At 51.7% G+C, this 12,554-nt stretch carries 12 protein-coding genes; all 12 read right to left on the bottom strand.

The genetic code is table 11. From position 1 onward, the window contains the following. Nucleotides 1-29: 29 nt before the first annotated feature. Nucleotides 30-479 carry a 3-hydroxyacyl-ACP dehydratase FabZ gene (fabZ, locus tag HMPREF2560_RS02570; RefSeq protein ID WP_003681704.1) on the bottom strand — a complete coding sequence of 150 codons (450 nt, stop codon included), beginning with the start codon at nt 477-479 and terminating at the stop codon, nt 30-32. Nucleotides 480-552: 73 nt separating this feature from the next. Next, the gene (lpxD, locus tag HMPREF2560_RS02565) at nt 553-1,593 is read right to left on the bottom strand and encodes a UDP-3-O-(3-hydroxymyristoyl)glucosamine N-acyltransferase (RefSeq protein ID WP_070606395.1); all 1,041 of its coding nucleotides are present in this window, start codon (nt 1,591-1,593) and stop codon (nt 553-555) included. A 101-nt stretch (nt 1,594-1,694) separates the two neighbouring features. Continuing rightward, on the bottom strand, nt 1,695-2,204 hold the full coding sequence (locus HMPREF2560_RS02560) for an OmpH/Skp family outer membrane protein (protein WP_070606398.1): 510 nt from the start codon (nt 2,202-2,204) through the stop codon (nt 1,695-1,697). A 111-nt stretch (nt 2,205-2,315) separates the two neighbouring features. Continuing rightward, on the bottom strand, nt 2,316-4,718 hold the full coding sequence (bamA, locus tag HMPREF2560_RS02555) for an outer membrane protein assembly factor BamA (RefSeq protein ID WP_070606400.1): 2,403 nt from the start codon (nt 4,716-4,718) through the stop codon (nt 2,316-2,318). Nucleotides 4,719-4,721: 3 nt separating this feature from the next. Then, nucleotides 4,722-6,062: an RIP metalloprotease RseP gene (gene rseP / locus HMPREF2560_RS02550; protein WP_070606403.1), complete on the bottom strand. Its 1,341-nt coding sequence runs from the start codon at nt 6,060-6,062 to the stop codon at nt 4,722-4,724. Between the two features lie 131 nt (nt 6,063-6,193). Then, complete coding sequence (gene ispC, locus HMPREF2560_RS02545) at nt 6,194-7,375, bottom strand: 1-deoxy-D-xylulose-5-phosphate reductoisomerase (protein ID WP_070606683.1); 1,182 nt, start codon at nt 7,373-7,375, stop codon at nt 6,194-6,196. Between the two features lie 117 nt (nt 7,376-7,492). Beyond that, nucleotides 7,493-8,242 (bottom strand): SIMPL domain-containing protein, encoded by a 750-nt coding sequence (locus HMPREF2560_RS02540; protein WP_003747899.1) that lies wholly within the window; start codon nt 8,240-8,242, stop codon nt 7,493-7,495. A gap of 33 nt (nt 8,243-8,275) precedes the next feature. Further along, nucleotides 8,276-9,070, bottom strand: a complete 795-nt coding sequence (locus HMPREF2560_RS02535) for a phosphatidate cytidylyltransferase (RefSeq protein WP_070606405.1) — start codon at nt 9,068-9,070, stop codon at nt 8,276-8,278. Between the two features lie 5 nt (nt 9,071-9,075). After that, nucleotides 9,076-9,822, bottom strand: coding sequence for an isoprenyl transferase (locus HMPREF2560_RS02530; RefSeq protein WP_070606407.1), 747 nt, complete (start codon nt 9,820-9,822; stop codon nt 9,076-9,078). Between the two features lie 57 nt (nt 9,823-9,879). Continuing rightward, on the bottom strand, nt 9,880-10,437 hold the full coding sequence (gene frr, locus HMPREF2560_RS02525; RefSeq protein WP_003747893.1) for a ribosome recycling factor: 558 nt from the start codon (nt 10,435-10,437) through the stop codon (nt 9,880-9,882). 181 nt (nt 10,438-10,618) lie between these two features. Further along, nucleotides 10,619-10,918 carry a DUF2818 family protein gene (locus tag HMPREF2560_RS02520; RefSeq protein WP_070606409.1) on the bottom strand — a complete coding sequence of 100 codons (300 nt, stop codon included), beginning with the start codon at nt 10,916-10,918 and terminating at the stop codon, nt 10,619-10,621. A gap of 185 nt (nt 10,919-11,103) precedes the next feature. Further along, complete coding sequence (gene nuoN, locus HMPREF2560_RS02515) at nt 11,104-12,546, bottom strand: NADH-quinone oxidoreductase subunit NuoN (protein WP_070606411.1); 1,443 nt, start codon at nt 12,544-12,546, stop codon at nt 11,104-11,106. Between the last annotated feature and the right edge of the window lie 8 nt (nt 12,547-12,554).

Genomic DNA, 12,554 nt, shown 5'->3' with positions numbered 1-12,554 from the left:
TTTGAACTTTCAGACGGCCTGTCCCATTCTTACACCACGCGTTTGGCGCACATAATCACGGCTTCAACGGCAACTTGGCCGTCGACTTTGGCAACGGCGTTGAATTTGCCGATACCGCGTTTGTTGGTCAACAGCTCAACTTCAAAAACCAATTGGTCGCCGGGGATGACTTGGCGTTTGAAACGGGCGTCGTCGATACCGGCGAAGAAGAAGAATTCGTTTTCTTTGCGGCCGCCTTCGCTGAGGATGGCGAGTGTGCCGCACGCTTGCGCCATGGCTTCGATAATCAGCACGCCTGGCATCACGGGCAGGTCGGGAAAGTGGCCTTGGAACTGCGGCTCGTTCATGGTGACGTTTTTAATTGCAGTCAGGGTTTTCATCGGTTCGAACGCAGTAATGCGGTCAAGTTGCAAAAACGGATAACGGTGTGGGATAAGTTTTTGAATGTCTTTGGCTTCGATAGGGAGTTGTACGTCCATGATGTTCGTCTTTCCTTGTTTGTATTGGGTTTAAACGTATTCGGATGCGGGGCGCAGACTGTTTGCGCCGCCTTTAGGCTTCGTCGCTGTCGGCAAGCTGTTTTTCCAGCATTTTGAGGCGTTTGTTCATTTCGCTCAAACGGTGGATATAAACGGCATTGCGCGCCCAGTCTTTGTAGCCCGACATCGGGAAAATACCGGCCAGATGCTGGCCGCTTTCGGTAATGCTGTGGGTAACGGATGTACCGCCGCCGATGGTGGTTTTATCGGCGATTTCGATGTGTCCGACCGTGCCGACGCCGCCGCCGATAATGCAATAATTGCCGATGGTGACGCTGCCAGAAATGCCGGTCTTGGCGGCGATAACGGTGTGCGAACCGATTTTGCAGTTGTGGCCGATTTGGACTTGGTTGTCGATTTTGGTGCCGTTGCCGACGGTCGTGTCGCTCATCGCGCCACGGTCGATATTGGTATTTGAGCCGATTTCCACATCATCGCCCAACGTGACTGCGCCGGTTTGCGGAATTTTAAACCATGAATCGCCGGCAAAGGCCAAGCCGAAACCGTCCGCGCCGATGACGGCGCCGCTGTGGATTTCGACACGGTTGCCCAAAGTACAGCCGTAATAGATGACAGAGTTGGGATGCAACACGACTTCATCGCCCAACGTGCAATCGTGTTGGACAACGGCATTGGCCAAAATACGGCAGCCTTCGCCCAATACGGCATTCGCGCCGATATAGGCATTTGCGCCGATTTCGCAGCTTGCCGGCACTTTGGCGCTTGCCTCGACAACAGCGGTCGGATGTATGCCGCACTGTGCTTTGACAATCGGCGAGAACAATCGTGCCACTTTGGCGAAATAAAGATAAGGGTCGGCAGCCACAATCAGGTTGCGGCCTGCAAATTCGTCTGCGGCTTTCGGCGACACAATCACTGCGCCTGCCTGGCTGTCGTGTACTTCGGCTTTGTATTTCGGGTTGGCCAAAAAGCTGATGTGTTCCGCCTGAGCCTGATCCAACGGACGGACGGCGGTAATGGCGATGTCTTCGCCTTTCCATTCGCCGCCGAGCTGGGAAACGATTTGGGACAGGGTGTATGCTTGTGAAGTCATGATAATCTGCCGTCAAGATGTCAGGCCGTCTGAAAGATGCCGGTTTGGATTTCAGACGGCCTTAGGTTTGTCTGTATGGTCACATTCGCTGCCGAGCAGAGTCAGTGAGCATTTAGGGCTTTGATAACGCTGTCGGTAATGTCGTAACGGCCGTTGACGTAAATCACGTCCTGCAAGATAAAGTCGTAACCTTCGCGTTTGGCCAAATCGACGATGACGTGGTTAGCGTTTTGCTGGAGCGCGGCGAATTCTTCATTGCGGCGCAGGTTGTAGTCTTCAGCCAACTCGGCCTGCTCCTTGCGGAATTTTTGTACCAGATTGCGCCATTTTTGGGTTTCCGCTTCCCTTTGGCTGTCGCTGAGTTTGTTGCTACTCAGTTTTTTCTCCAAAGCCTCGCCTTCCTGCTGCAGCTTTTGCAAGGCGGTTTGACGGCTTTTGAACTCTTTTTCCAAAGTCGTCTGAATGCTTTGCGCCTGCTTGGATTCCTGATAAACGCGCTCGGTATTGATAAAACCGATTTTCTGCACGCCATCCGCCGCCGCTTGCGGCAAAAGCACGAAACCCGGCAGGGCTACGGCGAGGACACGGAGGGTGTCGGCTATTTTACTCATGATAAAAATCCTTGCTTGAAAACAAACGGGCAGTTTGCAATAAGCTTGCCGCCAATCTGCCATGAGGCCGTCTGAAACGGACAAACCCGGTTTCAGACGGCCTAAACATCATCAGAATGTCGTACCGAGTTGGAATTGGAAGCGTTGGATTTCGTCGCCTTCTTTTTTCTTAATCGGATAAGCATAACTGAACTTCATCGGACCCAGCGGGGAGAGCCAAGTCACGGCAGCACCGGCAGAGTAACGCAATTCGTTTTTGAATGTCGATTTGTGCGTTGTGCCTACGCCGTACACGTTTTGGAGCGCGCCATTGGTGTAATAAGAATTGCTGCTGCTGTCGTTGTAGGTTTTGTCATCCCACACGCTGCCCGCATCGGCAAACAGGCTCAGACGGACGGTACGCGAGTCTTTAATGCCCGGCATCGGGAAGAGCAACTCTGCGGAAACGTTGGCTTTTTTGTTACCGCCGTAGCTGATTTTCTCGCCGTATTCGTCATAGACTTTCGGGCCCAGCGTACCGCTTTCAAAGCCGCGGACGGAGCCTAAGCCGCCGCCGTAGAAGTTTTCAAAGAACGGCATGGTTTTGGTTTTGCCGTAGCCGTTGCCATAACCGACTTCGCCACCTAACATTAATGTGAAATCTTTGCTCAACGGGAAGAACCAAGTTTGGTTGTGGGTCAGGGTGTAGTATTGCAGGTCGCTGCCCGGCAAAGCGATTTCGCCGTTTACGCCGGTCAGGTAACCGCGGGTCGGCCACAAGGCATTGTCGGTTTTGTTGCGGCCCCAGCCAATGGTACCTTTGTACAACCAGCCTTTGAAGTTACCCACGCCGCTGCCGTTGCCTTTACCGTATTGGTTGATAAAGTCGGCATAGCGTTTAGGCGCACCTTTGTAGGTGTTCACGGTCAAGCGTTCTGCGGCCAAACCGAAGTTCACACGGTCATATTCGGTAACCGGAATACCGATACGCAAACCGCCGCCGAAAGTCGTGGTTTTATACTGTTTCGCGCTGGAAGAAGCTTTACGCGGGTCGTAAGTCTTGCCGTAAAGGTCGTAGCCCAAGCTTACGCCGTCAGGTGTGAAGTATGGGTCGGTAAACGACAATGAGCCGTTTACTGTGGTTTTACTGCGGGAAGCGCGCAGGGCAACGGATTTACCCGTACCGAACAGATTGTCTTGAGCCACACCGGCAGACATCACCAAACCGGTATCCTGAACCCAACCTGCGCTCAAGTCGAGCGAGCCGGTAGAACGTTCGGTCAGGCTCATGTTCAGGTCAACTTGGTCAGGTGTATTGGCCACAGGAACCGCATCAAATTGAACGTTGTCGAAGTAGCCCAACAACTCAACGCGCTCTTTAGAACGTTGCAGTTTGGCAGAGTCGTAAGGCGCCGATTCCATTTGGCGCAACTCGCGGCGGATAACTTCGTCACGGGTTTTGTTGTTGCCGGTAATATTGATTTCGTTTACATAGATTTTGCGGCCCGGTTGGACGGTCAGCACAAAATCAACAGTATGCGTTTCGGCATTGGGAATCGGTTGGACATTGATTTCGCTGAATGCGTAACCTGCCTGACCCATGCGGTTTTGGATGGCTTCGAGCGAATTGGACATTTGTGCGCGCTCGTACCATTTGCCCGGCTTCATGGTCAGCAGTTTTTCCAAATCTTCTTTCGGCACTTCCAGCGTATCGCCTTCGATGCGTACATTACCCCAGCGGAAGCGGTCGCCTTCGCTGACGGTTACTTTAATGGTCTGCTTGGTTTTGTCTTCGTTGGTTTGGATATCGGTATCCAAAATGCGGAAGTTGAAGTAGCCGTTGTTTTGGTAGTAATTGGTGATTTTTTCCATGTCCTGAGCAAATTTTTGCTCATTGAACTGGTTGCTCTTGGTCACCCAAGTCCACATGCCGCCTTCGCTCAGGGACATTTGTTTCAGCAGGCGGCGGTCGGAATAAACTTCGTTGCCTTCAAAGGAAATATCGGTAATCTTGGTAGATTTGCCCTCTTCGATGGCAATATCGATAGACACGCGGTTGCGAGCAAGTTTGGTAACGGTCGGCGTGATTTTGACCGACTGTTTGCCGCGGCTCAAATACTCTTCTTTCAAACCGGCAACGGCTTGGTTCAGCGTTGCTTGGTTGAAGTATTGGGATTGCGCCAAACCAAAGGCTTCAAGGTTTTTCTTGATGGCATCGTTTTGCAGCATTTTCGCGCCGGTAATATTGAGCGAGCTGATGGTCGGACGCTCAATCACGGTCAGCAGGACTTGATTGTCCATGGTCTCGACGCGTACGTCGTCAAAGAAACCGGTTGCATAGAGTTTTTTGATGATTTCTTCACTGCGCGCATCATTGAAATTATCACCGACTTTAACGGGCAGGTAGTTGAAGACGGTACTCGGCTCGGTGCGCTGCAGGCCTTCGACGCGGATGTCCTGAATGGTAAAGTCAGCCAATGCCAGTGGAGACAGGCTCAATACCATTAAAGCGGAAGCAATCTGGTTCAGTTTCATAAATTATCCAAACAAACGGTTGATGTCATTAAAGAAAGCCACAGCCATCATCAAAAGCATGGCTGCCAGTCCGAAGCGCAGGCCGACTGCCTGTATGCGCTCGCTCAAAGGCTTTCCGCGTATCCATTCGGCGGTATAGAAAACCAAATGTCCGCCGTCTAAAACGGGCACGGGCAAAAGGTTCAACACGCCTAAGCTGATGCTGACCAAGGCCAGAAATTCAAGATAGCTCTGCAATCCATGTTTTGCGGATTGTCCGGCGACATCGGCAATGGTCAGGGGGCCGGAAATATGGTTCAAAGAGGCATTGCCCGTAACCAGTTTTCCGAAAAATTTGAGGGTCGTCCACGAATAGTTGACGGTTTTGTTCCAACCCAATTCAAAGGCTTGGGCAACGGAAGGCGTATAACGGTAGCGGATGGTTTTATCCCACTCTTTATCCGCCTGGGCGGCAAGCCCTGCTCTACCTACCAGCACGCCAGCCGACTGCTCGACGCTGTCCGGCCGGATAGCGGTTGCCAGCACTTTGCCGTCGCGCTCGTAAGTCAGTTCGATTCGTTGGCCGGGGCTGGCGCGGAAAAGTTCCGTCCATGCCTGCCAGCTTTCGATGGGCTTCCCATCGGCGGTCAGCAGTTTGTCGTTTTCCTTCAAACCTGCTTTTTCGGCCGGACTATCAGCCAAGACTTTGCCGATGCGGTTAGTAATTCTAAAAGGCAAAAGGCCGATGTTGCCTTGGCTTTTCGCAACTTTACCTGCTTCAGGCGTGCCGGCGGCATCAATTATGCGGACGGCTTGGGTATTTGAGGCCGTCTGAACAGCGACTTTTACAGGACCAGATTCAAGGTTCAACACCATCTCGGTTTGCGCATCGCTCCAGTCTTTAACGGCAATTCCGTTGACCGATACAATTTTATCGCCTGCCTGAAAACCTGCTTTGGCGGCAATACTGGCAGGCTCGACCATGCCGACATAGGGGCGCAACTCGGTTACGCCGAAGGAAAAGCTCAAACCGTAAAGCAAAACGGCCAAAATCAAATTAGTCAAAGGGCCGGCGGCGACAATGGCGATGCGCTTGGCCGGATGCTGTTTGTCAAAGGCGTAGGGCAAATCTGCTTCTGCCACCTCGCCTTCGCGCGTATCGACCATTTTAACGTAACCGCCCAGCGGAATCGGGGCAAGACACCACTCGGTATTACCGCGTTTTCGGGTGAAAAAGGGCTTACCGAAGCCGACGGAAAAGCGCACGACTTTAACGCCGCACCAGCGGGCAACAATATAGTGTCCGAACTCATGCAGGCTGACCAAAATCAGAATGGCGACGATAAAGGCTAAAAAGGTTTGCAAAAAAATCCCCTGAGTGGAATGTGATAATCAACGGATAAGGCCGTCTGAAAACCGATTATAAAGGCAGTTGTTCCATTTTGTCTGCCTAAATGCCAAGCGGTTGGCGTTTCAGACGGCCTGTCATTGAAGCCTTAATATTTACCGATAAAGGCTTCTGCCTGTCTGCGTGTTTGCGCGTCTTGCGCCAGCAGGCTTTCGATATCATGATGGCCGTCTGAAAAATCTTGGGCAAGGCAGTGGGCTACGACTTGGGCAATATCGGTAAACTTGATGCGTTTATCCAAGAAAGCGGCCACGGCAACTTCGTTGGCGGCGTTCAACACGCAAGGCGCGGCGCCGCCTGCATTCATAGCCTGATAGGCAAGTTTCAAACATGGGAAACGGTCAAAGTCAGGCTTTTGAAAGGTCAACGCGGACAATGCGCCGAAATCCAGTTCGCCCACGCCGGAATCGATGCGTTCGGGCAAACCCAAACAATAAGCAATCGGTGTACGCATATCGGGATTGCCCAACTGCGCCAATACCGAACCATCGCGATAACGCACCATGCTGTGTATCACGGATTGCGGATGGATGACGACTTCCAGTTTTTCCGGCGGACAGTTAAACAGCCAATGCGCCTCAATCAACTCCAAGCCCTTATTCATCATTGACGCGGAATCGACGGAAATTTTGCGCCCCATGCTCCAATTCGGATGCTTGACCGCCTGCTCGGGTGTAATGCTGTCAAATGTACTTAAATCGGTGTTAAGGAACGGGCCGCCCGATGCAGTCAGGATAATCGAATTGATACCGTGCTCATTCAGACGGCCTGTGTAATCCCTTGGCAATACTTGGAAGATGGCGTTGTGTTCGCTGTCAATCGGCAAGACGGCGGCGCCGTTTTGACGGGCAGTTTCCATGAACAATGCGCCGGAAACCACCAGCGTTTCTTTATTGGCCAGATAAATGGTTTTGCCCTTTTGAGCGGCGGCTAAAGCCGAGGGCAGACCGGCCGCACCGACAATGGCACACATCACGCCGCTGACTTCATCGGCCGAAGCCACATCAATCAGGGCTTGAGCACCATATAAAACCTGCGTATCGATGCCTTCTTGTTTGAGTTTCTTTTCCAGCTCGGCCGCATGGCCGGCATCGCCGACAACGGCATATTCCGGACGGAACTGTTTGCATTGCGCCGCCAGCTTGTCCACCTGCCTATGCCCTGCCAGCGCGAACACGCGGAATTTTTCGGGATGGCGGGAAACAACGTCCAAAGTGCTTTCGCCTATGCTGCCGGTACTGCCTAATATGGTCAGAACTTGTTGTGTCATGGTGTGTTCTTTGTGTGCTGTGCAAACGGTATTCATTGTGTTTGAAATAGATTTCTTTGCCGTTTCCAATTTTCAGACGGCCTTTTACCTCCCGGCTAAACAGGCCGTCTGAAAGAATTACTCAATGCCGTATTCGATGGTAACAACCAGTCGGACTTGTTTGCCGACGGTGCTTTTATCGTAAGAACCGCCGTATTCGTCGTCCTCACTGCTGCCAGTGTCGGCATAGATATTGAACGAGCCTTGCGAAGCAGAACGCATGGCACCCACTTTGCCGCCGCCGGTTTTGGCAAATTCGGCCGCGCGTTTCTGCGCATCCTCAGTCGCCTGCGTGATCAAATCGCGTTTGATGGTTTCCAAATTGCCCAGCAAATATTGCGGATTGTCGAAGCGGATAAATTCGTTTTGCGCACGGAAATTCAAAATGGCGCGCTGGGCGGCTTGGATTTTGTCCAGTTTTTTGGTGTTGACCACAATATTGAGGTCGCCGTCGTAGCCGTTGGGCGTGCGGGTTACGTTGCCCAGTTCGTCGCGGGTTTCATTGAAAACGCGCGACACTTCGGGCAGGCCCACTTTCATTTCAGCCGCCGTAAAGCCTTGCTCGCCCAAAAACTTAGACAGCTTCTTGCGTCTTGCCGTCAGCAAATCCAAAACTTCCTGATAGCTCTCGCCGTGCGCGTTCACGCCCGTATTCCACGTCGCGCTGTCGGATTGGAAATTTTTCTCCGCCAAACCTTTTACGGTAATCGTCCCCGGTTGGCGCAGATTCTTAAACTGCACGCCCAAAATAAACGCCGCAGCCATCAATCCCAGTGCCAACAATACGCCCAAAATCGATAAAGATGAAATCTGTTTTTGTTCGGACATAATCAGCTCCCTCAACAACGTGAGACAGGCGGTTTAAAACAAATATACAAAGGCGGCATAAATGCTGATAACGGCAATCAGGCTGTCCACACGGTCGAACACACCGCCGTGTCCCGGCAGCAGATTGCTGCTGTCTTTGATACCGGCCGCACGTTTGAGCCAGCTTTCCAGCAAATCGCCGCACACGCTGACAACGGTCAGAATCAAGCCGATCAAAATCGTTTTGAACCAACCGGCTTCAAAAGCCAGCCAACCGGCTTTCCATACGATGGTCATGTACACAGCAACGCACAATGCGCCGCCGATTGCACCTTCCCAGCTTTTACCCGGGCTGATGGTCGGCGCAATTTTGCGCTTGCCAAACGACTTGCCGCAGAAATACGCGCCAATATCGGCCACCCATACCAAGCCCATAATCGCCAATAAAGACAGCGCGTCTTCAGGCTGGGGGCGCAGGTAAACCAGTGCGAACCAAAACGGCATCACCAACAACCAACCGACCGTGTAAGCCTGCCAGCCGCCGTTTAGCTTCCATTTCGCTTTCAGCCACCAAGGCATGACAATCAGCCAAAACGCCAATACGACACACCAAACCAAATTGGGCAACTGCCAACCGCCGGCATAGGCAATCACGCCGAACACCAGCGTTGACGCCAAATAATGATTGATTTTCAGCTTATCCAAGCCGCTCATGCGGGCATATTCCCACAAAACCAACATGGCAATCAGGCCGCAAAACGCCGCCCACAGCCACATAGGTGCATAAAACAGCATGACCAGCATCAGCGGCAAGAGCCACAGCGCCGTTAAAATCCGTTGTCTCAACATAATTCTCAACCCCGTTGCTGCTCAAGCGGCAGCTGTTCGGAAGTCCGCCCGAAGCGGCGTTCCCGTTTTTGAAACGAAGCAATCGCCTCGTTCAGCGATTTCTCATTAAAATCAGGCCACAGCGTATCCGTAAAATACAATTCCGCATACGCCATCTGCCACAGTAGGAAATTACTGATGCGCGTCTCGCCGCCGGTTCGGATAAACAAATCCGGCTCGGGTGCATCGCCCAACATCAAATAGCGCGACAATGCCTCTTCCGTAATCTCAGTTGCACCCTCGGCAATCAACTGATTTGCCGCCTGCAAAATATCCCAGCGGCCGCCATAATCGGCGGCAATGCTCAAAGTCAAACCGGTATTGTTTGCCGTCAACGCCTCTGCCGCCTCAATCCCCTTCAGGATTTCAGCATTAAACCGCTCACGGCTGCCGATGACTCTCAAGCGCATATTGTTATCGTGCAAACGGCGCACCTGCTTTTGCAAAGCCTGCAAAAACAGCCCCATCAGAAAAGAAACCTCTTCCTCGGGGCGTCGCCAGTTTTCAGTCGAAAAAGCAAACACGGTCAAATACCGCACACCCAGTTCAGCACAATGCTTCACCATGTTCTCCAGCGCATCCAAGCCGCGCTTATGCCCCATCACACGGGGAAGAAAACGCTTCTTTGCCCAACGTCCGTTGCCGTCCATAATCACAGCAATATGTCGGGGGATGGCAGAGTGTTCCAAAATCGTCTGCGTACTGCTTTTCATGTCTGCCTTTCAGGGAGCAAACCGTCCAAAGGCCGTCTGAACGGTTTGCACACAGGATTAAATCGCCATCAAATCTTCTTCTTTGGCAGCCAAGAGCTTGTCTGCCTCAGCAATGTATTTGTCGGTCAACTTCTGAACCGCTTCCTCGCCACGGCGGGCTTCATCTTCAGAAATTTCTTTGTCTTTCAACAATTTTTTGATGTGGTCGTTTGCATCACGGCGCACATTGCGGATAGACACACGGCCCTCTTCCGCCTCGCCGCGTACCACTTTGATCAAATCTTTACGGCGTTCCTCAGTCAGCATAGGCATAGGGACACGGATCAAATCGCCGACAGAAGCAGGGTTCAGGCCCAAGTTGGAATCACGGATCGCTTTCTCGACTTTTGAAGCCATATTGCTCTCGAAAGGTTTCACACCGATCGTACGCGCATCCAAAAGCGTTACGTTTGCCACTTGGCTCACAGGCACCATGCTGCCCCAGTATTCCACTTCCACTTGGTCAAGCAGGCCGGTATGCGCACGGCCGGTACGCACCTTAGCCAAGTTTTCTTTCAACACTTCCAGAGAACGCTGCATTTTGCCTTCAGCTGTCTTTTGAATATCATTAATCATCTTATACTTTCAATTTCATAGGAATAAAACAGGATTAACCGAGAATAGTACCGTTAAACCGCCCCCACGACAAGGCTTTACGCCCCAACAGCCTTGTTTTCTAACCGATATTTAACATCAAACAAAATAAAGGCCGTCTGAAAATCTTTCAGACGGCCTTTTCCCTATTCAAATCCGATTCCTACTCTCTATTTCGCTCATTCCAAAAGTAACGCCATACAAAGCATGGAAAAGCAAAAATCAGGTAGAGGCAAACCACGGTCGCGTAAAACTCCCAATCTTGGGCATGCACGGCACCGGCGCGCGATTCGAGAATATAGGCGAGGATCGCGGTAAGAAGGAAGCCCGCCAGCAATTCGATCAAGTGATGGCCGATATGTTTGCGTTTCAGGGCGATGATGCCGAAGAATTTAGTGGTAATAAAGGGCGCGTTGGCAAAGATAAGTGCCAACAGCAAAAGAATGTACATGGATGAGGTCATGGTGGTCTTTCTGTTTTCAGACGGCCTGTGTGTGATTTTAACATGTTGAACGGGCATTTTTGCCCATCATTATCCGTAGGATATTCAATCTCTTGATGACACCTGCCTCGGGTATATTTCACCCGGATGCGAATCCTAACAAAAACGGCGGCTTTGGAATAGCCGCCGTCGGTTTTGTTTAAAGCTTACAGGGTATTTTCCAATGCTTTGGCGCACCAGTCGATAACGGTTTGCGGCATGATACCCCACAGGAGCAGCAGGAAGGCATTAACCGTCAGGACAAATTTGGCGGCATAGTTGCTGCCGACCGGCTGGTCATGGTCAGGCGCATCGAAGTAGATGACTTTGACCACGCGCAGGTAGTAGAACGCACCAATCAGCGACATGATGACGGCAAATACGGACAACCAAACATGGTCTTGTTTCAAGAGCGCCATAATCACGCCGAATTTGGCGTAGAAGCCCATCAGCGGCGGAATACCTGCCATGGAGAACATGGACAGCAGCATCAAGAAGGCAAACCATGCATGGCGTTGGTTAAGGCCTGCGAGGTCTTTGATGTTTTCACATTCAATGTCTTTGGTGGACAATACCATCAAAACGCCGAAGCTGACAGCCGCCATCAAAGCATAGGTAATGGCGTAATACAGGCCTGCGGTAAAGCCGACTGCGCCTGCCATAAACGCCAACAGGATAAAGCCCATGTGCGATACGGTGGAGTAGGCGAGCATACGTTTGATATTGGTTTGCATGATGGCGGCAAGGTTACCGACCACCAAAGAAGCAACGGCAAGGATGGCCAACATCGGCGCCCAGTCTGAATGTACTGTACCCATGCCGGTCACAAGAATACGGAACGCAAAGACAACGGCGGCAATTTTCGGAGCCGTACCCACAAAGGCGGCAACGGATGTCGGCGCGCCATCGTACACATCGGGTACCCACATATGGAATGGAACCGCACCCAATTTAAATGCAATGGCAACTACAATAAACACCATACCCAATTTCAACAACCATTCATTGGCCTGCTCATTGAAAGCAGAAGCCAAGACGGAAGCAAAATCGAGGGAACCGGTGGCGCCGTAAACCATGGAAATACCATAGAGCAGCAAACCGGAGGCCAATGCGCCCAATACGAAGTACTTCAGCGCGGCCTCGGCAGAGCGGCCGGAATCGCGGCGCAGGGCAATCATGGCGTACAGCGACAAAGACAACAATTCCAAACCGATATACGCAGTCAGGAAATGTGCCGCGCTGACCATGACGCTCATGCCCAACAGGGCAAACAGCGACAGGGTGTAAAACTCGCCTTTAAAAATTTGGCGGTCTTGGTTGTACGGTTTACTGTAAATAAACAGACCGAAAGTCAGCGCATACAGCACCAGTTTTGCCAAACGGGACATGCCGTCTGCAATATACATACCGTGAAAGGCATCGACACTGCCCTGTTCCCATACTGCCAATTGGGTAACGGCCACGATGATGACCGTTCCCAAACTCATCAGATGGGTCAGATAGCGGTTTTTATCGCAAATCCACAAGTCTGCCAGCAATACGACACCCAATAGCGCAAGCAGCACGATTTCGGGCATGGCAGGCATTAAATTCAAATCAGACCAGTTCATTTACACAC

Source organism: Neisseria sp. HMSC078H04 (assembly GCF_001838135.1).
In the GTDB taxonomy this organism is placed as follows: Bacteria; Pseudomonadota; Gammaproteobacteria; order Burkholderiales; family Neisseriaceae; genus Neisseria.
This window is presented reverse-complemented; position numbering and strand designations above follow the sequence as displayed.

Bases quoted from the DNA above. Each gene is read 5' to 3' on its own strand.
- fabZ (WP_003681704.1), bottom strand. From the start codon at position 479: ATGGACGTACAACTCCCTATCGAAGCCAAAGACATTCAAAAACTTATC.
- lpxD (WP_070606395.1), bottom strand. From the start codon at position 1,593: ATGACTTCACAAGCATACACCCTGTCCCAAATCGTTTCCCAGCTCGGC.
- HMPREF2560_RS02560 (WP_070606398.1), bottom strand. From the start codon at position 2,204: ATGAGTAAAATAGCCGACACCCTCCGTGTCCTCGCCGTAGCCCTGCCG.
- bamA (WP_070606400.1), bottom strand. From the start codon at position 4,718: ATGAAACTGAACCAGATTGCTTCCGCTTTAATGGTATTGAGCCTGTCT.
- ispC (WP_070606683.1), bottom strand. From the start codon at position 7,375: ATGACACAACAAGTTCTGACCATATTAGGCAGTACCGGCAGCATAGGC.
- HMPREF2560_RS02540 (WP_003747899.1), bottom strand. From the start codon at position 8,242: ATGTCCGAACAAAAACAGATTTCATCTTTATCGATTTTGGGCGTATTG.
- HMPREF2560_RS02535 (WP_070606405.1), bottom strand. From the start codon at position 9,070: ATGTTGAGACAACGGATTTTAACGGCGCTGTGGCTCTTGCCGCTGATG.
- HMPREF2560_RS02530 (WP_070606407.1), bottom strand. From the start codon at position 9,822: ATGAAAAGCAGTACGCAGACGATTTTGGAACACTCTGCCATCCCCCGA.
- frr (WP_003747893.1), bottom strand. From the start codon at position 10,437: ATGATTAATGATATTCAAAAGACAGCTGAAGGCAAAATGCAGCGTTCT.
- HMPREF2560_RS02520 (WP_070606409.1), bottom strand. From the start codon at position 10,918: ATGACCTCATCCATGTACATTCTTTTGCTGTTGGCACTTATCTTTGCC.
- nuoN (WP_070606411.1), bottom strand. From the start codon at position 12,546: ATGAACTGGTCTGATTTGAATTTAATGCCTGCCATGCCCGAAATCGTG.